Genomic DNA, 22172 nt, shown 5'->3' with positions numbered 1-22172 from the left:
GGATACATACATATATCATTATTGTATGCAGACAATGCGACAAAATGTATGGATAGGCGACAAGTGACCGGTGAAAGCGATATCAGCTGGTTTCCGGTTCTCGAGACAGGGCCGCGACCGGTCTATTTGAAGATCGTCGATGCCCTGGCGGATGCCCGCTCGAACGGCCGCTTGCAGCCGGGCGACAGGTTGCCGCCGCAACGGGAGCTTGCCCGGCTGCTCGAGGTCGACCTTACGACCGTCACGCGGGCGTTTTCCGAAGCCCGACGCAGGAACCTGATCGACGCGACGGCTGGCCGGGGCACCTTCGTCACGCCGGGCGAACCGGAAGAGCCCGTCCTCGATCTCAGCATGAACATCCCGCCGGCGCCCGCCGGCCTCAACCTGCCGGGACTGATCCGGACGGGTGTCGAAGGGCTGCTCAAGCGCTACAGCGCCGAAGCGCTGCTTTCCTATCATCCCGGCCCGGGCTCGCCGGCGGAGCGCGCCGCCGGTTCATCATGGCTTGCCGCGGCTGGAGACAGGCTGCCGGTCGACAGGGTCGTTGTCGGCTCGGGCGCGCAGGCGCTGCTCACCGCCGTCGTGCTGGCAGAGACGCGCGAGGGCGACACGATCCTTGCCGATGCGCTGACCTATCCCGGGCTGATCGCGCTGGCCGGGACCACGCGGCGCAAGCTCGCTGCTGTCGCAAACGACGGTGACGGCATGCGGCCGGATGATCTCGAAGAGGCGGCGCGACGGCATGGCGCCCGTGTCCTCTACCTCAACCCGACGCTGCAAAATCCGACCGCATCCGTCATGCCCGAAAGCAGGCGGCGGGAACTCGCCCGCATGGCCGACAAGCTCGGCCTGATCATCGTCGAGGACGATCCCTACAGAAGGTTGCTGGCAGCACCTCCGCCGACATTTCTGACCTTGTCGCCCGAACGAACCTTCCATGTCGCGACATTGGCGAAATGCCTCTCGCCTTTCCTGCGCACGGCCTTCCTGGCAGCGCCCGACCCGCAGGCTGCGGAGCGGGTCGCGGCAGCGATCCGCGGCACGACGATGATGGCGCCGCCGCTGATGACGGGCCTTGCCTGCGAGTGGCTGCGAAGCGGCCTTGCCGGGGAGATTACTGCCGCCGTGCGCGCCGAAGCGCAGGCCAGGCAAGAGATCGCACGCAACATCCTGCCCAAAGGCTTTGTGGCATCGGAGTCCAGCCTGCATCTGTGGTATCCGCTGCAGAACCAGTTGCGTTCAGCCGAACTCGCCGACATCGCCCGCCGCCGGGGGTTGGCCATCAGCCCCGCGGAAGAGTTTGCTGTCGGGCCGGACTTCGCCAATGGCTTCCGCCTGGCGCTGGGCGCCACCCCCAACCGCGAGCGGCTGAAGGAAGGCCTGCAAAGCCTGGCTTCCATCCTTTCGGGAGCGCCAGGCGCCTCGCGACTGAAGATCTGACGCCCGCTATTCAGCCGCCGCGGGCAGCGGCGGCGTCGCGCGGCTGCGCCATTCCCAGGCTTGCGAGCCGACAGCCACCACCACCGCCACCAGCATGGCCAGGGCGCCGGCGAGCGGCAGGCTGCGATAGCCGTAGCCGGCATTGAGCATCGCAGCACCCAGCGACGCGGCAAGCGCGATGCCGACATTGAAGCCGGACGGGATCAGCGCGGAAGCGAGGTTGGAGGCATCGGCCGTCCAGGCCAGGATGCGTGTCTGGATCGGCGCGCCGATGGCAAAGTTGAGACCGCCCCAGATGACGATGGCGACGATCATCGGTACCGGGTAGGGGCTGACAAGATGGATGACGCCGAGCGCTACCGCCTGCAGGGCGAGCATGACGATGAGCGAGGGCATCAGCTTCCAGTCGGCGAGCTTGCCACCGACCAGGACGCCGATCGTAGCGCCGACGCCGTTGAGCAAAAGCATCCATGGGATCAGGCTCTCGTCGAGGCCGGTCACTTCGAGCAGCATCGGCGTGATATAGGTGAACAGCGCGAACTGGCCGATCATCAGCATCAGCATCAGGATCAGCGAGGTCCAGACCTGCTGGCGGCCGAGCACACGAACCTCGCGCGCCAAGCCGGCTGGTCGGTTCGCGGCGCCGGCCGTCCGCGGCAACAGCGCCAGCATGGCGAGGATCGCGACGAGGCCGAGCGCGCCCATCACCCAGAAGGTCGCGCGCCAGCCCCACAGGCTGCCGATCGCAGTGCCGGCCGGCACGCCGATGACGTTGGAAACCGTCAATCCCGAGAGAATGATCGCGACCGCCCGGCCGCGCTGGTCCTCACGCACGAGGCTGACCGCAACCACCATGGCGACACCGAAATAGCAGCCATGCGCTACGGCGGTCGCGATGCGCAGCAGAAGCATCGCGGTGAAATCGGGCGCCAGCGCGCAGGCCACCTGGCCGAGGGTGAAGGCGATCGTCAGCCCGATCAGCAGCGTCTTGCGTGAGACTTTGCCGGTGGCCAGCGCCAGCAGAGGGCCGCCGATGGCGATGCCGCAGGCATAGCCGGAGACGAGATAGCCGGCGGTCGGCACCGAAACGCCGAGGCCCTGCGCCACCTCGGGCAGCACGCCGGCGATGACGAATTCGGTGGTGCCGAAGGCGAAGGCGGCAAGGAAAAGGGCAATCAGCGGCAGCATGATTCAAAACATATGCGAGGAATACACGCCTCAAACCATGCCTTGACGGGCGCGGCAATGGAGAAATTGTCGATGCCGCTTTAGCTTTTCTTGAGCGTAGGGCTAGCTGGCCTTCAGTCGCGAGCCGCCGAGCAGGCCGCGCTCCTCGAGCACCGGATAGGCGATCGAGGCCAGCAGCGAGTTGATCTGCTTCAGGTCGCGGATGGTGTCGAGATGGATCGAGCTTGTCTCGACGCTCTTGGCGGTGCCTTCGCGCAGGCGAAGGAAATGGCTGGCGCTGGTTTCCTTCTCGCGCTCGCGCAAAAGATCCTTTTCCAACACCAGCTGGCGCGCGGTCTCGGGGTCGCGCGAGACCAGCACGTTGAAGGCAAGCCGCGCGTTGGCGAGCACGGAGGAGTGGAAGGCGCAAAGCTCCTGCCAGCCTTCCGGCGTGAACTCCAGGCCACGCTCCAGCTTCTTCCTGACATGCACCAGCATGTTGCGCACGATGATGTCGCCGACCTGCTCCAGCTTGACGCAGGCGCCGATCAGTTCCTGGCAACGCAATGCCTCGTCCTCGGTCAGCGGGTTCCTGGTGATCTTGGCGAGATAGAGCTTGATCGCGGCGTGCTTCCTGTCGACGCGGTCGTCGAGCGCGGCAAGCGCCTTGATCTTGGCGGGATCGGCATCCTCGTAAAGCTCGATGATGCGCTTCAACATGATCTCGACCGTCTCGCAGACCCGCACCACCTCGCGCGTCGCGTTGGCCAGCGCCTGGCTCGGCGTGTCGAGAGCGCTTTCGTTCAGCGCCGAAAGCTCAATGACGTCGAGCGCCGCCGCCGGGTCCGGCTTGGCGCCGACAGCCACGATCTTCTCGGAAACGCGGTAGACAAGACCGGCAAGCGGCAGGCCGGCGAGCAGGATAACCACATTGAACAGGATGTGCGCGTTTACGATCTGGTCGGGCACCGTGGCGCCAAGGAAGCCGATCGGCGGCTTCACCGTCATAAATAGGATCAGCATCAACAGCGACCCCATGCCGCGCATCAAGAGGTTGCCGATCGGCACGACGCGAATGCCCGGATCGGCATTGCGGGTGAGCAAGGGCGCGATAACGGAGGAACCGAGATTGACGCCAAGCACCAGCACGATGCCGAGCTCCGGAGGGATGAAGCCGCGCCCCGCCAGCGTCACCAGAAGCAGCACGGCGGCGATCGAGGAATGAAAGAGCCAGGTGACCAGTGCTGCGAGCAGATAGGCGGTGACGAAATCGCCGGAGAAATAGCTGATGATCAGCGGCATCAGCGAACTCTGGCGCAACGGTTCCGACGCCTGCCCGATCATCTCCAGCGACAGGATCAAGAGGCCGATACCGATCAGGATACGGCCCAGCTGCCGCCAGTCGCGCCGCTCCGTGGCCATGAACATGACCGTTCCCGCGATTAGGCAGAGCGGCACCAGCAGCGTCAGATCGAAGGTGAGCAGCTTGACCACCAGCGCCGAACCGATCTCGGCGCCGCGCACTGCCAATTGGCCGGCGGCGCCCGAAACGATGCCGGCGCCGGCGAAGGAGCCGACCAGCAGCGTCACCGCGGTTGAGCTCTGCAGCGCGATTGACAGCCCGCAGCCGGCCAGCACCGCCATGATCGGATTGCGCATGGTGGCGCGCAGCCTGTGGCGCAGCACGTCGCCATAGGCCCGCTCGACGCCAGTCTTCACCATACGGGTGGCGAACAGCATCAGCGCCACCGCGCCGGCAAGGTGCAGGAGGACGACGGAGCCGCTCACAGCCCACCCCGCGGGGTGGCTCTGGCGGCGCGGAGAGAGGTACGAATCTTAGCCATCTCGAGGCCTGGAAATACACCAATTAAGATTAGCCGGGTAATAGATTTTGTGATGCGGCGATCGTCTCCGCTCGACGGCGCATGTCGGAAATGAACAGCAGCCGCTTTGGTTGCACGTCCTTGCGGCAATGCGTCGGCTCAGATCGCCTGATGTCTGGGCGCCAGGGCGGACGCACTCCGAACCATTGAATGTCCGCAAACCACTGAAACCATTACAGAATTATAATTCCAGCGTTCAGTTTCGGTTCATCCGTTGGCGGTTACCCCTCTATCTATCGACAACAAGGAATACCGACCATGAAGCGTCTCATACTTTGCGCCGTCACCGCCTCGGTGCTGGGCGCCTCGGCCCTCTCCGGCCAGGCCGCGCCTCTCGCCCAGCCGGGCGCGCCGCGGTCGAACTACACCCAGGTCGACTGGCAGAAGCCCGGCAGGCATGTCGACAAACGGGTCGTGAAGAAGAAGGTCGTCGTGAAGCGCAGCCATTGGCGCAACGGCCAGAAATATTCGAACTGGAAGCGCCACCAGCCGGTCCGCGACTGGAACCGCTACGGCCTGCGCCGTCCCGGACCCGGCCAGGAATGGATCCGCGTCGGCAACGATTATGTGCTGGTCAGCATCCTGTCCGGCATCATCTTCGGCGCGATCGCCGCGCAGTAATCCGCGACAATCGGTATGCGGAAAGGAGGCGGCCGCCCCGGCCGCCTTCTTTTCGTCTGTGAAAAGCGGGTACGATGTGCCGGACAGAGTCGCCGTGCCCGGGCGGCTTGATTATATGGAGGGCAAACGAGCTTTCTTAGATGCGCTTTCCGCCCGCCTTCCTCGACGAGATACGCGACCGCGTGCCGATTTCGCAGGTCATCGGCCAGCGCGTCGCGTGGGACAGGAAGAAGACCAACACGTCGCGCGGCGACTATTGGGCCTGCTGCCCGTTCCACGGCGAGAAAAGCCCATCCTTCCATTGCGAGGACAAGAAGGGCCGCTACCACTGCTTCGGTTGCTCGGTGTCGGGTGACCATTTCAAGTTCCTCACCGAACTCGACGGAATGAGCTTTCCCGAGGCTGTCGAAAAGGTCGCCGAGATGGCCGGCGTGCCGATGCCGGTGCGCGACGCTCGGGAAGAACGGCGCGAGAAGGAACGCGCCAGCCTGACCGACGTCATGGAGATGGCGACCCTCTTCTTCCAGGAGCGTCTGCAGAGCGCCGACGGCGCCAAGGCCCGCGCGTATCTGCGCGACCGCGGGTTGACGCCGGCGACGCAGCAATCCTTCCGGCTGGGCTATGCGCCCGACAGCCGCAACGCGCTCAAGGAGCATCTTGCCGCCAAGGGCGTGCCGAAGGCCGATATCGAGGCCTGCGGGCTGGTGCGGCATGGCGACGATATCCCGGTCTCCTATGACTGGTTCCGCGATCGCATCATGTTCCCGATCCCGGATTCGCGCGGCAAGATCATCGCCTTCGGCGGGCGGGCGCTGGCGCCCGATGCCTTGGCCAAATACATGAACTCGCCGGAGACGGAGCTCTTCCACAAGGGCAACGTGCTCTACAATTTCGCTCGTGCCCGCAAGGCACTCGCCAAGGGCGGCACGGTGATCGCGGTGGAAGGCTATATGGACGTCATCGCGCTGGCGCAGGCCGGCTTCGAGAATGCCGTGGCGCCGCTCGGCACGGCGCTCACCGAAAACCAGCTCGAGCTTCTGTGGCGCATGGCGCCGGAGCCGGTGTTGTGCTTCGACGGCGACAAGGCCGGGTTGAAAGCGGCATGGCGTGCCGCGGATCTGGCCCTGCCTTCAGTGCAGGCGGGACGCTCGGCACGGTTTGCGCTGCTGCCTGAAGGCAAGGACCCCGATGATCTGGTCAAGTCCGATGGGCCGGACGCGTTCCGGGCGGTGCTGGCGGAGGCGCGGCCGCTTGTCGATCTCCTGTGGATGCGGGAGACCGCGGGCGGTGTCTTCGAAACGCCGGAACGTCGCGCCGAGCTGGGAAAGAGGCTGAATGAGCTCGCCAGTCGTATCCGCGACGAGAGCGTGCGCTACGAATATCAGCAGGTGATGCGCGAACGGGTGCGGAGCTTCTTCGGCACCCAGCGCGACACGAGACAGGGTCGCCAGGATGGCGGCCGGCTAGGGGAGCGCGGCCAGGGCAAGCCCGCGGCGCCCGGCGGGCAGTTCGCCAAGGGCGGAAGCGGCCGCATCGCGATCACCGAAAGCCTCGGCCAGTCGGCGCTGGTCAAGCGCGGCGGCGAAGGCATGTCTGTTCGGGAGGCGACGATCATCGTGGCGCTGGTCAACCATCCGGCGCTGATCGACGAGAATTTCGCGCATGTCGAATTCCTCGACCTTGCCAATTCTGATCTGCGCAAGCTCCACGCGGCCATCCTCGACGCCATGGCGCATGACGCTGCCGACGAGCGCGGCGCGGTCATCGCCACCATCGAGCGCGCCGGATGCGGCGGCATCTGGGAGCGGGCGGTGGAACTGATCAAGCGCGCACGGCAATGGCCGGCGCTGGAGACCGCCGCGCTCGACGATGCCCGCGACGCCTTCAACCAGGCGATGCACTTGCAGCGCAGCGCCCGCACCTTACATAGAGAGCTGAAACAGGCGCAGGCGGCGCTCGATGCAGACCCTTCGGACGAAAATTTCCGGCATCTCGTCGAGATTCAAGCGCAATTCAACGATGTGCAGGCAACGGAAGCGCTGATCGAAGGGTTCGGCGTTTCATCGGGCAGGGTTGGCCGCGTTTAGGGCCGAGCACCACCCATTGGAAGTGAAGTGGAAATGCATAGCGCGTCGAATCGACGCCTCTAAGTCGGGTAATTGATTCGCTTTTTTCATGCGAATCATGCCAGAGGCGCTTGACCTTCTGGCAGATTGGCGGAATCAGGACGATTCGAAACGTTAACCGTGCCCCGGCGTCGGCGGGAAATTTGAGCGATGTGAGGTGCCGGTGACGGCTGGACAGGCAAAATGCCTGCTCCAGATATCAGGGTTAATCTGGACTTAATGCATGTCGCCCAAAAGTGAAAACCGGTTTGGGGCAAACGAGATGCACAAAACAAAAGAGATGACGCGGTTGCCGGACCGGTAAAAAGCATTCCGGTACGAGCACATCCGGCGTAACCGGTCCGACAGTTTACGCGGCCTCGATATTGGGCCGCTTGGAGACGACAAAGAATGGCGACAAAGGAAAAGGAAGAGGTCGAGACCGAACGCGAAGGCGCCACCGATGGCCCTCTGCTCGACCTTTCCGACGATGCTGTCAAGAAGATGATCAAGGCCGCGAAGAAACGCGGCTATGTCACGCTCGACGAGCTCAACGCGGTGCTGCCCTCGGAAGAGACGGATCCGGACCGCATCGAAGACATCAATGCGATGCTCAGTGACATGGGCATCAACGTCGTCGAGGATGACGAGCAGGGCGAAGAGGCCGAGGCCGAGCCTGCCGGCGACAGCGAGGAAGACGCCAACGAGCTTGCCGAGCAGACCGGCACCGCCGTGGCCGCCACGACGACCAAGAAAGAGCCGACCGATCGCACCGACGACCCGGTGCGCATGTATCTGCGCGAGATGGGCTCGGTCGAGCTTCTGTCGCGCGAGGGCGAAATCGCTATCGCAAAGCGTATCGAGGCCGGTCGCGAGACGATGATCGCGGGTCTGTGCGAAAGCCCGCTGACCTTCCAGGCCATCATTATCTGGCGCGACGAGCTCAACGAATCGAAGATCCTGCTGCGCGAGATCATCGACCTCGAAGCGACCTATGCCGGCCCCGAGGCCAAGCAGGCGCCCGTCGTCGAACGCGTCGAGGAAGCGCCTAAGCCCGAAGAGAAGCCGCGCGGCCGCGCGGCGGCACGCGAGGAAGAAGACGACATCACCAATGTCGGCAGCGACACGCGCGGGCTGGAGGAAGAGGAAGACGACGAGGACGAGGCGAGCCTGTCGCTGGCCGCGATGGAAGCGGAACTGCGCCCGCAGGTGATGGAGACGCTCGACGTCATCGCAGACACCTACAAGAAGCTGCGCAAGCTGCAGGACCAGCAGGTCGAGAATCGCCTCGCCGCCGCCGGCACGCTGTCACCCAGCCAGGACCGCAGGCTCAAGGAGCTGAAGGACCAGCTGATCAAGGCGGTGAAGTCGCTGTCGCTCAATGCCGCGCGCATCGAGGCGCTGGTCGAGCAGCTCTACGACATCAACAAGCGCCTGGTGCAGAACGAGGGCAAGCTTCTGCGTCTGGCCGAAAGCTATGGCGTGCGCCGTGAGGAATTCCTCAAGGAGTATCAGGGCTCGGAGCTCGATCCGAACTGGACCCGCTCGATCGCCAACCTGACCTCGCGCGGCTGGAAGGAATTCACCAAGAACGAGAAGGACACGATCAAGGAGTTGCGCGCCGAGATCCAGAACCTTGCCACCGAAACGGCGATCTCGATCCTGGAATTCCGCAAGATCGTGAACCAGGTGCAGAAGGGCGAGCGCGAGGCCGCGATCGCCAAGAAGGAAATGGTCGAGGCGAACCTGCGTCTCGTCATCTCGATCGCCAAGAAATACACCAACCGCGGCCTGCAGTTCCTGGACCTCATCCAGGAAGGCAATATCGGCCTGATGAAGGCGGTCGATAAGTTCGAATACCGCCGCGGCTACAAGTTCTCGACCTATGCCACCTGGTGGATCCGGCAGGCCATCACCCGCTCGATCGCCGACCAGGCGCGCACCATCCGTATTCCGGTGCATATGATCGAGACGATCAACAAGATCGTGCGCACCTCGCGCCAGATGCTGCACGAGATCGGCCGCGAGCCGACCCCGGAGGAACTGGCGGAAAAACTCGCCATGCCGCTGGAAAAGGTGCGCAAGGTCTTGAAGATCGCCAAGGAGCCGATCTCGCTCGAAACGCCTGTCGGCGACGAGGAGGATTCGCATCTTGGCGATTTCATCGAGGATAAGATGGCGATCCTGCCGATCGACGCCGCGATCCAGGCCAATCTGCGCGAGACGACGACGCGCGTGCTGGCCTCGCTGACGCCGCGCGAGGAGCGCGTTCTGCGCATGCGCTTCGGCATCGGCATGAACACCGACCACACGCTGGAAGAAGTCGGCCAGCAGTTCTCGGTGACGCGCGAGCGCATCCGCCAGATCGAAGCCAAGGCGCTGCGCAAGCTCAAGCATCCGAGCCGGTCGCGCAAGCTGAGAAGCTTCCTCGACAGCTGAGCGCAAGCGCAACCATACGAGATCGAAAGGGCGCCCTCCGGCGCCCTTTTTCATTTCCACCCGCGCTTGCCGAGAATGGCAGGCGGTAGGATACTCAATGTCGAACGCATTTCCGGACGGTTGGCCGGATGCCCCGGCCACTCCGCTCCGATGGGAGGTGTGCCATGACGACTTACATCTTGCTTCTCAACTGGACCGAGCAGGGCGCCAGGAATGTGCGAGAGTCGCCGAAGCGGCTCGATGCCGCCAAGAAGCAGCTCGGCGATATGGGTGGGTCGTTCAAGGCGTTCTATCTCACCATGGGCGAATGCGACATGGTGGCCGTGGTCGAGGCGCCTGACGACGCGGTGCTGGCGCGCTTCGCGCTCATGCTGTCTTCCGGTGGCAGCGTGCGGACGCGGACATTGAAGGCGTTTCCGGAATTCGCCTATCGCGAGATCATCAGTTCGCTCGGGTAGGCGGCTGAAGCCGGGACCGGCGCGGCTGTTGCGAAGCCGCGCCGCATTCCCGATAGCCGCGCCATGCCCAAGCCTTTGCTGACCGTCTGGTACAACACGCGCTGCCCGGTGTGCGACGCCGGCATCAATCGTCAGAGGCGGCGGCTCATCGAGGCGGTCAAGGCGGGCCGCCTCGAATTCCGTGACATCAATTTCGAACCCGAAGCGCTTTCGGCCTTCGGCGCCTCGCTTGAGGATATCCGCCGGCGCCTGCACGCGACCGATAGCGAAGGCCGGCTGCTGGTCGGCGCCGATGTGGCGATCGCGGTCTGGCGGCTCACGCCCGGCGAGGGGTGGCTGGCGAGCTTGTTCGGCAACGTGATCGCGCTGCCTTTGACGCGCATCGCCTATGACCGTTTCGCCGACCTTCTCTACGCCTGGAACCGGCGCAAGGGCCGCTGGTAGGCGGCAACTCCACCCCAAACTATAGCGTTATAAGGGGTCTTGGCGCATCCTGCGATACATCGTAAGATATATCTTGACACAATGGGCGACGCGCTTTATTTAAGATATATCGTAAGATATACTCAAGGAGCAATTCATGCACAGACACGACCATTCCGGGCACCATTTCGGCGAGCGCATGTTCATGCATATGGCCGGCAGATTCGGCGGCAAATTTGGTGGCAGAGGGGGCGGCGGTTTCGGTCCGTTTGGGGGCAGGGGCGGCGGCCGCGGCCCGGGCGACATGTTCCGCGCCGGCCGGATGCTCGCCGACGGCGATCTCAAGCTGATCACGCTGTCGCTGCTGGCCGATGCGCCACGCCACGGCTACGACATTATCAAGGCGCTGGAAGAGCGCACCAGCGGCGTCTACAGCCCGAGCCCGGGCGTGGTCTATCCGACGCTGACCTTCCTGGAAGAGGCGGGCTACGCGGTGTCGTCCAGCGAGGGCAACAAGAAGGTGTTTTCGATCACCGAGGCCGGCAAGGCGCATCTCGAGGAGAACCGCGAGATGATCGACGGCGTGCTCGACCATCTCGAGCGCTTCGGCCGCAAGATGGCGGCGGCGCGCGAATGGTTCGGCTGGGGCGACGACAAGGACGAGGGGCGCCGCGGCCGTTCGGAAAAGCGCGACCAGTTCCGCGCGCTGCGCCACCGGCTGCGCGCCGCGCTCGGCGACATCGCCGACGCGCCGGAAGACAAGCAGGCCGAGGCGATCAGCATCCTCGAAGACGCAGCCGAGGCGATCGAGGCGCTGGCACGGCGCTAACGCTCTCCGCAATTCTTCAGAACAACGAAATAAGCCCGGAGCAATCCAGGCTAATTTCGTTCGGTTGGCGATCAGCAAGGCAGGTCAATCCTTGCCGACATATTCGCTGATCAGCTTGTCGTTGCGCGCCTTCTCGATCTTGGCGGTTGTCTCGGCCGCAATCCGCTCGTCGGTGCGGTACTTGACCAGGTTCACGAGGCTGCCGGTGAGCAGGAGGACGCCCATGGCCCAGTAGCCCTTGGTCGAGAGGTCGACCGGCGCCAGCCACAGCGACAGGCCGAGCATGAAATAGGCGGTGCCCACCGAGACGGTGTTGAACAGTATATAGGTCTGATTGCCGTTCATCGTATTGCTCCTTGGATTGATCTGTTTCGGAAATTTCGGGCTCAGTTCAGGGATTTCAGGCGCGCCAGAACGTCCTCAGCGCGCACCTTGGTGGCCGGTCCGTGACCTGCTTCGGCGAGGCGCTCGCGGATCGCCTCGTGACGCAGCTCGCCGTCGATCTCGTCGAGGATGTCCGCTTCCTCGAACGGGTCGGGACTGTCCTTGATGCGGGCCAGCAGCTCTTCCGCTTCGTTGATGCTTGCGGTCCGGCCGATCGAACGGTTGAGGCGCGACTGCGCCTTGCGCTCTGCATCGATCGCCCGCGCCGAGATCATGCCCTGGTTGAGATCGATGATGCGGCGATGCGCCCGCTCGAGGGACAGGCGCATCCGCAAGGTCTTCTCGCCGAGGCTCTTCACGGTGGCGCGGCGCACCTCGCGCTCATTCTCGAGTTCTGCGATCGCCGAAGCGCCGCCTTCGGCGAGCGCCTGGTTGTCGGCCGAAAGCGCGCTCAGCGTGCGGGCCTCCAGATCGGCGATGCGGCGGTCGAGCTGGTCGAGGCTGGTCTGCTCGGCACGCTGACGCACGATCAGCGAGGCGAGCGTCTGCTTGGCGGCGGCGAGGCCCGCCTCCGCGTCGCGGATGCGCTGCGCCGGGAGGTCGATGGCGAAACGGTCCTTCAGATTGTCCTCGGCGCGAGCGCTGGCGCCGTCAAGCAATGTCTTGATCAGGCTAAACATGGGTCATCTCCCTGTTGGCGTGAACATTGTTCACGAAGCCAACATATCAGGAAATGAACATTGTTCAAGAACTATTTTGAACGCTGTTCATGAGGCGTGGGACATGGTAAACGGAGAGAAATGGAGATGAATTCCGGGCCTTGCGTGCCGGTTTCCGGACAGAAAGACAGGAAAGAGCATGGCGCTGGACAAGGAAGAGATGAGCGAGAAAGTGCTCGCCATCGCCGAGGCGCTGCTGAACGAGGGCGGCGCCGAGAACCTGAAAGCGCGCACCATCGCCGAGCAGGCCGGCATTTCGGTCGGATCGGTCTACAACCTCTTTGCCGATCTCGACGAAGTGCACCGCGCCGTCAACATGCGGCTGCTCGACCGGCTCGGCGCGACAGGCCTCGCGGCCATGGCCGATCTCGAAAGGCAAGGGGTGACCGATGTCCAGCATCGCATCCTGGCGATGGCGGCGGCCTATGTGCGGTTCGTCGAGGCGCATCCCGGCAGCTGGCCAGCGGTGCTTGCCTTCAACCGCCGGCGCGCGACGCGGCCGGGCCCCGACGCCTATGACGCGCTGCTCGACGAGTTGTTCGACATCGTCGCCGGCGTGCTCAAGGCCGGAGACTTCGGCCTCGACGACAAGCGCCGCGCGCTTGCGGCGCGGACCTTGTGGTCAAGCGTGCATGGCATCGTGACCAGCGGCTATGTCGCGAATTCGGACAGCCGCCAGGCCGAGGAGATCTGGCATCAGGTCGAGCTGCTGGTCGGCGTCTTCGTCAAGGGACTGGAACACGGCGGCGCATTCGCGCATGCTGAGACAAAGCCCGCGTGAACAGGGGCCAGCGTGAACAAGGGGCGCCGCGATTTCCTGGTGCCCGCTGAAATGGGAGTTTTGAAAAATGTCTTTTCTGAAGAAGCTTTTTGGCGGCGGCGGTGGCGAGGCAACGGAAGCCGGCAGCGCCAAGCCGGCCAAGCAGGTCGAGCACAAGGGCTTCCTGGTCAGCGCGACGCCCTACAAGGCCGAGGGCCAGTACCAGACCTGCGGCGTCGTCTCCAAGGAAGTGGACGGCGTGATGAAAGAACACCGCTTCATCCGCGCCGACCGCTTCGCCGGGCTGGACGACGCCGTCGACATCTCGATCAAGAAGGGCATACAGCTGGTCGACGAGCAGGGCGAGCGGATGTTTGGATAGCCGCCGCGGTCCTTTTTGCCCGATCAGAACGCGACCTTGTCCCCGCCCTTGAGCTGCAGGATCTGGCGCGCTTCGTCGGGCGTGGCGATCGAGGCACCGAGGCCTTCGATGATCTGGCGCACCTTGGTCACCTGTTCGGCGCTGGAGCGGGCGAGCTTGCCCTTGCCGATCCACAGCGAATCCTCGAGCCCCACGCGCACATTGCCGCCGAGCGCGATCGCCTGCGTGGCGATGGGCAATTGATGACGTCCGGCGCCAAGCACCGACCAGTGATAGTCGTTGCCGAACAGGCGGTCGGCGGTGCGTTTCATATGGGCGACGTCTTCCGGATGCGTGCCGATGCCGCCGAGGATGCCGAACACGCTCTGGACGAAGAACGGCGCCTTGACCAGGCCGCGCTCGACGAAATGCGCCAGTGTGTAGAGATGGCCGATGTCGTAGCACTCGATCTCGAAGCGCGTGCCGTTGTCGGCGCAGGTGCGCAATATGTGCTCGATGTCGCCGAAGGTGTTGCGGAAGATGCGGTCGCGCGAGGATTCAAGATAGGGCCGCTCCCAGTCATGCTCGAAGGTCTTGAAGCGTTCCAGCATCGGGAACAGCGCGAAATTCATCGAGCCCATGTTGAGCGAGGCGACTTCCGGAGCGAACACCTTCGCCGGCCTGACACGCTCCTCCACGCTCATCGTCGCCGCACCCCCGGTGGTGATGTTGACGACGCAGTTGGAGCGCTGCTTGATGACCTGCAGGAAGGGGGCAAACGCTTCGGTCGACTGGTCGGGGCGTCCATCGACCGGATTGCGGGCGTGAAGGTGGACGATCGCAGCACCCGCCTCGGCCGCCTCGATTGCGGCGGTGGCGATCTCCTGCGCCGTCACCGGCAGATGCGGCGACATCGATGGCGTGTGGATCGAGCCGGTTACGGCGCAGGTGATGATGATCTTGTTCTGGTTCGCCACTTATGATCCTCGATCTCTTCGCTATTTGACCGCGCCTTGCGTGATGCCGGAGATGAACTGCTTCGACAGCACGATATAGAGCAGCGTAATCGGCAGTGCCGCCAGTGTCAGCCCGGTGAACAGCACCCCCCAGTCGGTGGTGAATTCGCCGACGAACACGGTCAGCCCTTGCGGCAGTGTCTTCAAATTGTCGGAGGTGATCAGGACCAGGGGGAAGAAAAAGTCGTTCCAGATCGGCACCGCGTTCTGGATCGCCACGATTACCAGCGCCAGCCGCGCCAGGCCAAATGCAAAAAAAAGCAGGCGCTGGCGGGCGCCTGCCTTTTCATGTCCTGCCATCGGCGATCAGGCCGCGGCGGCGGCCTGGTTGGCATTGGCAGCAGCGATCGCGTCGACCTTGGCGGTGGCCTTGGCGAGCGCGGCGGTCACGGCATCGGCGCCCATGCCGACGCCCTCGACGCGGATCACTTCAACGTCGGTCATGCCGAGGAAGCCGAGCACGCTGCGCAGATACGGGACGGCATGGTCCATCTGCACCGCGGCGCCTTCCGAATAGATGCCGCCGGAAGCGAGCACGATGTAGACCTTCTTGCCGGCGACGAGGCCCTTCGGACCGTTCTCGCCGTAAGCGAAGGTCTTGCCGGAGCGGGCAACGTGGTCGACCCAGGACTTCAACGTCGAGGAGATGTTGAAGTTGATGAAGCCGGTGGCGAGGATGATCGTGTCGGCGGCGAAGACCTCGTCGAGCACGGCGTCGGAAACGCCCACGACCTCGGCCTGGCGCGGCGTGCGGGCTTCGGCCGGCGTGTAGATGCCGGTGGCGTAGTCAGGGTCGATATGCGGCAGCGGATTGGCGACCAGATCGCGCACGACAAGCGTGTTGGACGGATCGGCGGCAACAAGCTTCCGGGCGAGATCGGTGGCGACGCGGGTCGAGTGCGAAGCGGCGCCGCGCGGGCTGGAGGTAACGAGAAGAATAGACATGGCGGTGTCCCCTTGGGGTTGGATTGAAACTTTCCACGCCAATATGGGATTGCTGCTCCATCAGGATAACTGGTATAATATGTATACAATCCATCAACAAAATGGATACATAGCCATGCAGCCGAACCCGACATTGGACCAACTCCAGATCCTGGTGGCAGTCGCCGATACCGGCAGCTTCTCGGCAGCAGGGCGCAAGCTCAACCGGGCGCAGTCGGTGGTGAGCTACGGCATCGCCAATCTCGAAGCGCAGCTTGGGCTGAAGCTGTTCGAGCGCGAAGGCGTGCGCGAGCCGCAGCTGACCGATGTCGGCAAGGCGATGCTGGAGGATGCGCGGCGCATGATCGGCGTGCTGCAGCGCATCCGCTCGCGCGCCGACGGCTACCGGCAAGGGCTGGAAGCGGAAGTGGCGATATCGGTCGACGTGACGCTGCCTTCACCGGCGCTGGTGCGCGTGCTCAAGGCCTTCGAGGCGCAGTTCCCCGCGGTCATGCTGCGGCTTTATATCGGCTCGCTCGGCCTGATCGTCGACCAGGTCGTCAACGGCCAGGTGGATCTCGGCTTCGGCGGCCTGCAAGGCGATGCCGACGTCAATCTACTGCGCATCGGCTTCACCTCCCTGGTGCCCGCGGCGGCGCCCGAACATCCATTGGCCAAACTGCCGAAGCCGGTCGGTGTCGAGGACCTGCGCGAGCACATCCAGCTTGTCGTCACCGACCAGTCGGAGCGGACGCGCGGGCGAGACTATGGCGTTTTTGCCTATCGCACCTGGCGGCTGACCGATATGCGCACCAAGCATGCGCTGATGCGCGAGGGCCTCGGCTGGGGCGGCCTGCCGCGCTGGCTGATCGCCGACGACCTAGCCAGCGGCCGATTGGTGGAACTCGATCTGGAGCCCTATCGCGAGGTGCGCTCGCCGCTCTATGCCATGCACCGCAACGATCGCAGCCCCAAGCCGGCGGCGACCTGGCTTATCGACGAGTTCAGGCGCCAGCTGGGCTGCTTCAACGAGATGGAGCCGGGCGTGTGGACGGAGGAGGAACCGGAGACAACCCGTCCATGAGCGCGATCAGCACCGCGCGATAATCCTCGGCAGGCGCGCCGGCCTCGATGGCCAGAGCCGCCCGGTCGAAGGCGGCGGCAAGCAGGGCGGTCAGCGCCTCGGCCGGCAATCTGGTCAGCTGCTGCGCCCGCATCGCGGCGACCAAGCCTTCGCGCAGCGAGCGGTTGCCGTGGCGGTTGTCGATCTCGTCCATGGCGGCGCGGCCGAGCACGGCCGGTCCGTCGAGCAGCAGAAGCCGCGTGCGGCCGGGCGCCCGCATTGCCTCGAGATAGGCGTCCGATCCGGCGATCAGCGCGTCGCGCGCGGAGAGCGGCGGCGGCGAGGCATGATCGATCTCGGCCGCCACGGCCGCCGCTTCCTGTTCCACGACCGCGGCGAACAGGGCCTGCTTGTCGGCGAAATGATGATAGAGCGCGCCGCGCGTCACGCCGGCCTCGGCGACGATCTCCGGCGTGCCGGTCTCGGCATAGGATTTTTCCGTGAACAGCTTTCGCGCCGCGCGGATCAGATCGGCGCGCGTCGCCTCGGTGCGGTCGCGGTTGGAGCGGCGTCCGGACTGTTGTTGCATACATGCAGCCTGTATGTTATTTTCACTTACATACAGACTGTATGTTGGATACGAGGAGAAGGAAAGATGAAGACGACCAGCTATTATCCGGTGCTGATGACGGGCGATGTCGAAGGCACGGCGGCCTTTTATGTCGAGCATTTCCGCTTCAAGCTGCTCTTCCAAAGCGACTGGTATGTGCATCTGCAATCGGCTGAGGACAGGCGCGTCAATCTAGGCGTCGTGCAAGGGGATCACGAGACGATCCCGGAGGAGGGGCGGGGACTCACGTCCGGCCTGCTGATCAATTTCGAGGTCCGCGACCCTGACGCCGTCTATGAGCGTGCCGTCGCCGCCGGCCTGCCGATCCTGCGCAGCTTGCGCGACGAGCCGTTCGGCCAGCGCCATTTCATCACCAGGGACCCCAATGGTGTCCTGATCGACGTCATCAAACCAATCCCGCCAAGCGAGGAATTCCTGGCCCAATATGCCGAGGGGATGGCGGGAAGCTAAAGCCAGCGAGGCTTAGCTCGTCCGCGCCACCGGTGTCACCGCCACCTGGCTGACACCGGTGCGGCGCACGACGGTGCAGAGCGTCTCGCGGCCGATGCGCTCGGCATCGAGCATGCGCACCAGGTCATCGACGCCGGTCACCGGCCGGCCGTCTATTGCCGCGATGATGTCGCCTTCCTTCAGGCCTGCCTTGGCGGCGGGGCCGTTCTTCTCGACGCTGCGCAGGCGCACCGCCGTGTTCGTGGTCACCTGCGACAACAGGGCCGCCCGGCGCGGCAGGTTGGTGGTATCGGCGGAGACGCCGATGAAGGCGCGGCGCACGCGGCCGAAGCGGATGATTTCCGAGATGACGAAATTGGCGGTGTTGGAGGCAACCGCGAAGGCAATGCCTTGCGCGCCGTGGATCATGGCGGTGTTGACGCCGATCACCTCGCCGGCCGACGACACCAGCGGTCCGCCGGAATTGCCGGGATTGAGCGCGGCATCGGTCTGGATGACGTCGTCGATCAGCCGGCCGGTCGAGGCGCGCATCGAGCGGCCGAGCGCGGAGACGACGCCGGCGGTGACGGTCCATTCGAAGCCGAGCGGATTGCCGATGGCGATCGCGATCTGGCCGCGGCGCAGGCGCTTGGAGTCGCCGAGCGGCGCGACATCGGCGAAACTGCCGTCGGCGCGGACCAGCGCGATGTCGGTGTCCGGATCGCGGCCAAGCACGTGGCCTTCGCGCGAGGCGCCATCCGGCATGGTGACGCGCACGGCGCGCGCGTCGCCGACGACATGGAAGTTGGTGACGACCAACCCGTCCTGCGCGATGACGAAGCCGGAGCCGTGACCGCCGGCGCCGATGCGTTCGATGCGGCAGACGGCCGGTCCGATGCGGTCGACGGCGTCGGCAACGGATACCGAGTAAGCGTCGAGCAAAGCGTCATCGGATGGAAGTTTTTCGGCTGCGAAGGCCATCGGTGTGTTCCCTCGTGGAATGATGACTATATGTGCGAAGCGGCCGCAATTGCCGCGACCTGACCAGATGGCCAGTCGGGGCGGTGACTAGCCGTCAGGCGAGTATCCGCGACGGCATTGTGGAGCGATATCTGGGTCACCGAACCCAGGAGACAGTCTTATGAGCGACTTCAATCTCAGTGCCTTTTCCGACGCGATCGCCGATGTCGCGGCCACCGCTGCGCCCGCGCTCGCGAGTTTCGTCACGCACCATCACCGCACCGCGAGCGCCTTCCACTGGCGCGACGGCTACTTCGTTACCGCCGAGGAAGCGGTCGAAGCCGGCGAAGAGATCGAATTGACGCTTGCCTCCGGCGAAACCGCCAAGGCCGAACTCGTCGGCCGCGATCCGTCGACAGGCGTTGCGCTGCTGAAGCCGGCTTTCGCTTCCGCCGGTTTGCCGCAACTCACTCAGGCCGGCGCGGTGCGGCCCGGCAATCTGGCGATTGCCATCGGAAACAGCGATGGCGCATCGCTTGCCGTGTTCGGTACGGTCTGCGAGGTCGGGCCGGCCTGGCGCTCGATGCGCGGCGGCACGATCGACCGGCGCATCAACCTCGCCATCAATACCGGCGGTCGCTTCGAGGGCGGGCCGGTGCTCGACGCCAAGGGCGGCCTGGTCGGCATGCTTCTGTTCGGGCCGCGCCGGCGGGCGCTGGTCATGCCTTACGAGACGATCGAGCGCGCGGTTGCCACGTTGCGCGAGAAAGGTCATGTCGCGCGCGGCTATCTCGGCGCCGGGCTGCATCCGATCCGCAACGGCGACACCAAAGGCGCTATGGTCATGAGCCTCGACGACAACGGTCCGGCCAAGGCCGCCGGCCTGCATGTCGGCGACATCGTCGTCGCCTGGAACGGCGAGGCCGTGCATGGCCCGCGCGAACTGATCCGCAAGCTCGGGCCGGACAGCGCTGGCACCACCGTGACGCTTGGTATCTCGAGCGGCGGTACGCAACGCGACGTTTCGATCACCATCGGCGAGAAGCCGCTGAGCTGAGAGGATCGATGGCAAGCAGCGCGGCACAGATGATCGCACGACCGGAACCGTCAGCCCACCGGCTGACGGTGCTGGTGGCGCTCGGCGATGCCCAGCGCGCCGAGCAGCTTGCCGATGCGCTTGCCGCCAGTGACGATCTGCTGCCGATACTGGCCGGGAGCAGCACCGACCAGCTAGCGGATGTCGCGGTGACCGACGATGCGGCCTTGGAAAGCCGGGCCGTCGGCTCGACGATACCTGTTGTGCTTTTGTCCCGCCGCAGCGAGCACGAGCGGCTTCCCGGCAATGTGGTCGCCGTGCTGCCGCCATCTGCCGACGGTTTGCTGATCGCTGCCGGGGCGCGGCTGGCCGCCTCCGGCTATCGCATCGAAAGGGCTGGGGCATCGGAGGTCGCGCATGGCGATTTCCATGATGGGCTCGCCGAAGAAGACGCACCGGACGACAACCAGGCGCGCCCGGCCTTGTCGCCGCGCGAGGCGGAGGTGCTTGCGCTGCTCGCCGAAGGCGCGCCGAACAAGGTGATCGCCAGGCGGCTCAATATTTCGGTCCACACGGCGAAGTTCCATGTCGCCGCCATCCTGATCAAGCTCGGCGCCGCCAACCGCACCGATGCCATCGCAATCGCGATGAGGCAGGGGCTGGTGCTGGTCTAGCCCTTCCGGAACGACGCTGCGTAATCCGCCTTGGCCCTTGCGCCGAGCCGGTCCACCGCGCAAGTTGCCTCCCTGTTGCAGAGGGAGGCAAAGATGTCGCTCAAGGGAAAGACCCTGTTCATCTCGGGCGGATCGCGCGGCATCGGGTTGGCCATCGCGCTCAGGGCGGCGCGCGACGGCGCCAATGTGACGATCGCGGCCAAGACCGCCGAGCCGCATCCGAAGCTGCCGGGCACCATCTACACCGCGGCGCAAGAGATCGAGCAGGCCGGCGGCAAGGCGCTGCCTGTGCTTTGCGACATCCGCGACGAGGCCCAGGTCGCCGATGCGGTGGCGAAAACCGTGGAGCGGTTTGGCGGCATCGACATCTGCGTCAACAATGCCAGCGCCATCCAGCTCACAGGCACGCTGGAGACCGACATGAAGCGCTACGATCTGATGCATCAGATCAACACGCGCGGCACGTTCCTCGTCTCCAAAATGTGTATTCCGCACCTGAAGTTGGCCAAGAACCCTCACATCCTGAATCTGGCGCCGCCGCTCGACATGAAGGCCAAGTGGTTCAAGAACCACGTCGCCTACACGATGGCGAAGTTCGGCATGTCGATGTGCACGCTTGGCATGAGCGCCGAATTCGCTGGAGCTGGCATTGCCGTCAACTCGCTGTGGCCGATCTCGACCATCGATACGGCCGCGGTACGCAATCTTCTGGGCGGAGCGACGGTGGCGGCGATGAGCCGCTCGCCCGACATCATGGCCGATGCGGCGCATGCGATCTTCCTGCGTCCCTCGCGCGAGGCGACCGGCAATTTCTATATCGACGAAGAGGTGCTGCGCGCCGAAGGTGTGACCGATTTTTCGGTCTATGCGCCTGGCGCGGCCGATCAGCTCGCGGGCGACTTCTTCGTTCCAGACGAGGTGTTTGCGAACTCGCAGACGAAAGTCAGAAGAATCTACTGAAGGGACCTTACTCCGCCGCGGCCTTCTTGCCCTTGGCCAGCGCCATCACCCGGTCGATATAGGCCAGCATCAGCGCCGAAAGCACGAAGGCCAGATGCATGATGGTCAGCCACATCAACTGCTCCGCCGTGTAAGAAGCGTGGTTGAGGAAGATCTGCAGCAGATGGATCGACGAGATCGCGACGATGGTCGAGGCCACCTTCACCTTCAGCGAGCCGACATCGATCGTGCCCAGCCAATGGACCTCGCCATCCTGATCGTCGAAGCGGCTGACGAAATTCTCGTAGCCCGAGATGATCACCATCACCACCAGCGAGGCGACCAGCGCGGCATCGATCAGGCCGAGCATCTTCAGGATCGTGTCGGTGTCGCCGAGCGTGAAGGCGCTGATCACGAACTCGTAAAGTTTCTTGCCGAAGGACAGGGCATATGTCGCGAGTGCGACGCCGAGCCCGAGATAGAAGGCGACCAGCAGCCAGCGCGAGGCGAGGATGACGGATTCGATGGCGAGTTCGAGACGCTTCATGAAGGGTTCCGGTCAAGTTGCGATAGAGGGTATTTCGGCCAGACGGGGCCGGTTTTCAAGACAAAAAACCCCGCCGGAGAGGGGGACCGGCGGGGCTCAGTCATGTCCCGCTGGAGTCGGGACAGGGCAGGGAACGCCCTGCTTTGAATCTGGTGTCGCAATGCGGCAATTCAATGAGTTAGCTCTAATCGACAGGACAAATCTTGTTGAGCCAGGAAAGGAAAGGCCCGTCCGAGCTGAACTGACCCCATAAAGTTGGACGGTTCATTGAGCTGGGTAGGTTTAAGGGCTGGGTCCTGTATTGCACAGGGCTCAGCCCTTTCAGTTTCAATTTGATGCGGCGGTGGTTGTAATAGTCGATGTA

Annotated in this window: 24 protein-coding genes and 1 pseudogene; 14 read left to right on the top strand and 11 right to left on the bottom strand. The window is 64.3% G+C overall.

Annotated features, from left to right (window positions below; all coding sequences use genetic code 11):
- Window positions 1-63: 63 nt before the first annotated feature.
- Window positions 64-1440, top strand: coding sequence for a PLP-dependent aminotransferase family protein (locus tag EN852_RS27890; protein WP_189546229.1), 1377 nt, complete (start codon window positions 64-66; stop codon window positions 1438-1440).
- Between the two features lie 6 nt (window positions 1441-1446).
- Here the strand turns inward: EN852_RS27890 and EN852_RS27885 are convergent, their stop codons facing one another.
- Window positions 1447-2631, bottom strand: coding sequence for an MFS transporter (locus EN852_RS27885; protein ID WP_127879038.1), 1185 nt, complete (start codon window positions 2629-2631; stop codon window positions 1447-1449).
- 99 nt (window positions 2632-2730) lie between these two features.
- Window positions 2731-4395, bottom strand: a complete 1665-nt coding sequence (locus EN852_RS27880; RefSeq protein WP_127879040.1) for a Na/Pi cotransporter family protein — start codon at window positions 4393-4395, stop codon at window positions 2731-2733.
- Between the two features lie 353 nt (window positions 4396-4748).
- On the opposite strand from EN852_RS27880, the gene EN852_RS27875 reads away from it, so the two are divergent.
- From EN852_RS27875 to EN852_RS27850, 6 genes are all read left to right on the top strand, one after another.
- A complete protein-coding gene (locus tag EN852_RS27875) occupies window positions 4749-5111 on the top strand; it encodes an RcnB family protein (RefSeq protein ID WP_127879042.1) in 363 nt (120 codons plus the stop codon).
- 140 nt (window positions 5112-5251) lie between these two features.
- On the top strand, window positions 5252-7198 hold the full coding sequence (gene dnaG, locus EN852_RS27870; protein ID WP_127879044.1) for a DNA primase: 1947 nt from the start codon (window positions 5252-5254) through the stop codon (window positions 7196-7198).
- Between the two features lie 429 nt (window positions 7199-7627).
- On the top strand, window positions 7628-9655 hold the full coding sequence (gene rpoD, locus EN852_RS27865) for an RNA polymerase sigma factor RpoD (protein ID WP_127864612.1): 2028 nt from the start codon (window positions 7628-7630) through the stop codon (window positions 9653-9655).
- 164 nt (window positions 9656-9819) lie between these two features.
- A complete protein-coding gene (locus EN852_RS27860; RefSeq protein WP_112126880.1) occupies window positions 9820-10113 on the top strand; it encodes a GYD domain-containing protein in 294 nt (97 codons plus the stop codon).
- Between the two features lie 63 nt (window positions 10114-10176).
- Window positions 10177-10557 carry a DCC1-like thiol-disulfide oxidoreductase family protein gene (locus EN852_RS27855; RefSeq protein ID WP_189546227.1) on the top strand — a complete coding sequence of 127 codons (381 nt, stop codon included), beginning with the start codon at window positions 10177-10179 and terminating at the stop codon, window positions 10555-10557.
- A 136-nt stretch (window positions 10558-10693) separates the two neighbouring features.
- Entirely contained in the window at window positions 10694-11365 is a 672-nt protein-coding gene (locus tag EN852_RS27850) for a PadR family transcriptional regulator (RefSeq protein WP_127879046.1), read from the top strand.
- An 84-nt stretch (window positions 11366-11449) separates the two neighbouring features.
- Here the strand turns inward: EN852_RS27850 and EN852_RS27845 are convergent, their stop codons facing one another.
- A complete protein-coding gene (locus EN852_RS27845; RefSeq protein WP_127879048.1) occupies window positions 11450-11710 on the bottom strand; it encodes a YiaA/YiaB family inner membrane protein in 261 nt (86 codons plus the stop codon).
- A 41-nt stretch (window positions 11711-11751) separates the two neighbouring features.
- A complete protein-coding gene (locus tag EN852_RS27840) occupies window positions 11752-12429 on the bottom strand; it encodes a PspA/IM30 family protein (RefSeq protein ID WP_127879050.1) in 678 nt (225 codons plus the stop codon).
- A gap of 178 nt (window positions 12430-12607) precedes the next feature.
- Here EN852_RS27840 and EN852_RS27835 point away from each other — a divergent pair, with 178 nt between their 5' ends.
- Together EN852_RS27835 and EN852_RS27830 are read left to right on the top strand one after the other, a co-directional pair.
- Window positions 12608-13249 (top strand): TetR/AcrR family transcriptional regulator, encoded by a 642-nt coding sequence (locus EN852_RS27835; protein ID WP_127879052.1) that lies wholly within the window; start codon window positions 12608-12610, stop codon window positions 13247-13249.
- 67 nt (window positions 13250-13316) lie between these two features.
- Window positions 13317-13610, top strand: a complete 294-nt coding sequence (locus EN852_RS27830; protein WP_127879054.1) for an HlyU family transcriptional regulator — start codon at window positions 13317-13319, stop codon at window positions 13608-13610.
- Between the two features lie 23 nt (window positions 13611-13633).
- Here EN852_RS27830 and EN852_RS27825 read toward each other — a convergent pair whose 3' ends face one another.
- The 3 genes from EN852_RS27825 to EN852_RS27815 are packed head-to-tail and all read right to left on the bottom strand — an operon-like array spanning window position 13634 to window position 15550.
- Entirely contained in the window at window positions 13634-14566 is a 933-nt protein-coding gene (locus tag EN852_RS27825; RefSeq protein ID WP_095817398.1) for a 3-keto-5-aminohexanoate cleavage protein, read from the bottom strand.
- 21 nt (window positions 14567-14587) lie between these two features.
- Window positions 14588-14905, bottom strand: coding sequence for a hypothetical protein (locus tag EN852_RS27820; RefSeq protein WP_246694434.1), 318 nt, complete (start codon window positions 14903-14905; stop codon window positions 14588-14590).
- 6 nt (window positions 14906-14911) lie between these two features.
- Window positions 14912-15550, bottom strand: coding sequence for an FMN-dependent NADH-azoreductase (locus tag EN852_RS27815; RefSeq protein ID WP_126081769.1), 639 nt, complete (start codon window positions 15548-15550; stop codon window positions 14912-14914).
- A 115-nt stretch (window positions 15551-15665) separates the two neighbouring features.
- On the opposite strand from EN852_RS27815, the gene EN852_RS27810 reads away from it, so the two are divergent.
- Window positions 15666-16613 (top strand): LysR family transcriptional regulator, encoded by a 948-nt coding sequence (locus tag EN852_RS27810; protein WP_127879056.1) that lies wholly within the window; start codon window positions 15666-15668, stop codon window positions 16611-16613.
- On the opposite strand, the gene EN852_RS27805 is transcribed toward EN852_RS27810, so the two are convergent.
- Complete coding sequence (locus EN852_RS27805) at window positions 16555-17181, bottom strand: TetR/AcrR family transcriptional regulator (RefSeq protein ID WP_127879058.1); 627 nt, start codon at window positions 17179-17181, stop codon at window positions 16555-16557. The genes EN852_RS27810 and EN852_RS27805 overlap by 59 nt on opposite strands.
- A gap of 66 nt (window positions 17182-17247) precedes the next feature.
- Between EN852_RS27805 and EN852_RS27800 the strand changes: the two genes are divergently transcribed.
- Window positions 17248-17673 (top strand): VOC family protein, encoded by a 426-nt coding sequence (locus tag EN852_RS27800; protein ID WP_127879060.1) that lies wholly within the window; start codon window positions 17248-17250, stop codon window positions 17671-17673.
- Window positions 17674-17685: 12 nt separating this feature from the next.
- Here the strand turns inward: EN852_RS27800 and EN852_RS27795 are convergent, their stop codons facing one another.
- On the bottom strand, window positions 17686-18633 hold the full coding sequence (locus tag EN852_RS27795) for a trypsin-like peptidase domain-containing protein (protein WP_127879061.1): 948 nt from the start codon (window positions 18631-18633) through the stop codon (window positions 17686-17688).
- Window positions 18634-18793: 160 nt separating this feature from the next.
- Here EN852_RS27795 and EN852_RS27790 point away from each other — a divergent pair, with 160 nt between their 5' ends.
- The 3 genes from EN852_RS27790 (at window position 18794) to EN852_RS27780 (ending at window position 21282) form a co-directional block, all read left to right on the top strand.
- A complete protein-coding gene (locus EN852_RS27790; RefSeq protein WP_127879063.1) occupies window positions 18794-19669 on the top strand; it encodes a S1C family serine protease in 876 nt (291 codons plus the stop codon).
- Between the two features lie 8 nt (window positions 19670-19677).
- The gene (locus tag EN852_RS27785) at window positions 19678-20322 is read left to right on the top strand and encodes a response regulator transcription factor (RefSeq protein WP_127879065.1); all 645 of its coding nucleotides are present in this window, start codon (window positions 19678-19680) and stop codon (window positions 20320-20322) included.
- A gap of 93 nt (window positions 20323-20415) precedes the next feature.
- On the top strand, window positions 20416-21282 hold the full coding sequence (locus tag EN852_RS27780; RefSeq protein WP_127879067.1) for an NAD(P)-dependent oxidoreductase: 867 nt from the start codon (window positions 20416-20418) through the stop codon (window positions 21280-21282).
- Window positions 21283-21289: 7 nt separating this feature from the next.
- Here EN852_RS27780 and EN852_RS27775 read toward each other — a convergent pair whose 3' ends face one another.
- A complete protein-coding gene (locus EN852_RS27775; protein ID WP_127879069.1) occupies window positions 21290-21808 on the bottom strand; it encodes a TIGR00645 family protein in 519 nt (172 codons plus the stop codon).
- A 283-nt stretch (window positions 21809-22091) separates the two neighbouring features.
- A pseudogene (locus tag EN852_RS27770) lies at window positions 22092-22172 on the bottom strand (IS3 family transposase); the annotation flags it as partial.

It is taken from the genome of Mesorhizobium sp. M2E.F.Ca.ET.209.01.1.1 (assembly GCF_004010375.2).
In the GTDB taxonomy this organism is placed as follows: Bacteria; Pseudomonadota; Alphaproteobacteria; order Rhizobiales; family Rhizobiaceae; genus Mesorhizobium.
Note: the sequence above shows the minus strand (reverse complement) of the source record. Positions and strands in the feature narration are given on the sequence as shown.

What these genes read in the sequence shown, in the direction of transcription:
- EN852_RS27775 (WP_127879069.1), bottom strand. Translation starts at nt 21,808, where the DNA reads ATGAAGCGTCTCGAACTCGCCATCGAATCCGTCATCCTCGCCTCGCGC.
- EN852_RS27830 (WP_127879054.1), top strand. Translation starts at nt 13,317, where the DNA reads ATGTCTTTTCTGAAGAAGCTTTTTGGCGGCGGCGGTGGCGAGGCAACG.
- EN852_RS27810 (WP_127879056.1), top strand. Translation starts at nt 15,666, where the DNA reads ATGCAGCCGAACCCGACATTGGACCAACTCCAGATCCTGGTGGCAGTC.
- EN852_RS27820 (WP_246694434.1), bottom strand. Translation starts at nt 14,905, where the DNA reads ATGGCAGGACATGAAAAGGCAGGCGCCCGCCAGCGCCTGCTTTTTTTT.
- EN852_RS27815 (WP_126081769.1), bottom strand. Translation starts at nt 15,550, where the DNA reads ATGTCTATTCTTCTCGTTACCTCCAGCCCGCGCGGCGCCGCTTCGCAC.
- EN852_RS27855 (WP_189546227.1), top strand. Translation starts at nt 10,177, where the DNA reads ATGCCCAAGCCTTTGCTGACCGTCTGGTACAACACGCGCTGCCCGGTG.
- EN852_RS27850 (WP_127879046.1), top strand. Translation starts at nt 10,694, where the DNA reads ATGCACAGACACGACCATTCCGGGCACCATTTCGGCGAGCGCATGTTC.
- EN852_RS27805 (WP_127879058.1), bottom strand. Translation starts at nt 17,181, where the DNA reads ATGCAACAACAGTCCGGACGCCGCTCCAACCGCGACCGCACCGAGGCG.
- EN852_RS27795 (WP_127879061.1), bottom strand. Translation starts at nt 18,633, where the DNA reads ATGGCCTTCGCAGCCGAAAAACTTCCATCCGATGACGCTTTGCTCGAC.
- EN852_RS27840 (WP_127879050.1), bottom strand. Translation starts at nt 12,429, where the DNA reads ATGTTTAGCCTGATCAAGACATTGCTTGACGGCGCCAGCGCTCGCGCC.
- EN852_RS27785 (WP_127879065.1), top strand. Translation starts at nt 19,678, where the DNA reads ATGGCAAGCAGCGCGGCACAGATGATCGCACGACCGGAACCGTCAGCC.
- rpoD (WP_127864612.1), top strand. Translation starts at nt 7,628, where the DNA reads ATGGCGACAAAGGAAAAGGAAGAGGTCGAGACCGAACGCGAAGGCGCC.
- dnaG (WP_127879044.1), top strand. Translation starts at nt 5,252, where the DNA reads ATGCGCTTTCCGCCCGCCTTCCTCGACGAGATACGCGACCGCGTGCCG.
- EN852_RS27875 (WP_127879042.1), top strand. Translation starts at nt 4,749, where the DNA reads ATGAAGCGTCTCATACTTTGCGCCGTCACCGCCTCGGTGCTGGGCGCC.
- EN852_RS27780 (WP_127879067.1), top strand. Translation starts at nt 20,416, where the DNA reads ATGTCGCTCAAGGGAAAGACCCTGTTCATCTCGGGCGGATCGCGCGGC.
- EN852_RS27860 (WP_112126880.1), top strand. Translation starts at nt 9,820, where the DNA reads ATGACGACTTACATCTTGCTTCTCAACTGGACCGAGCAGGGCGCCAGG.
- EN852_RS27800 (WP_127879060.1), top strand. Translation starts at nt 17,248, where the DNA reads ATGAAGACGACCAGCTATTATCCGGTGCTGATGACGGGCGATGTCGAA.
- EN852_RS27845 (WP_127879048.1), bottom strand. Translation starts at nt 11,710, where the DNA reads ATGAACGGCAATCAGACCTATATACTGTTCAACACCGTCTCGGTGGGC.
- EN852_RS27835 (WP_127879052.1), top strand. Translation starts at nt 12,608, where the DNA reads ATGGCGCTGGACAAGGAAGAGATGAGCGAGAAAGTGCTCGCCATCGCC.
- EN852_RS27790 (WP_127879063.1), top strand. Translation starts at nt 18,794, where the DNA reads ATGAGCGACTTCAATCTCAGTGCCTTTTCCGACGCGATCGCCGATGTC.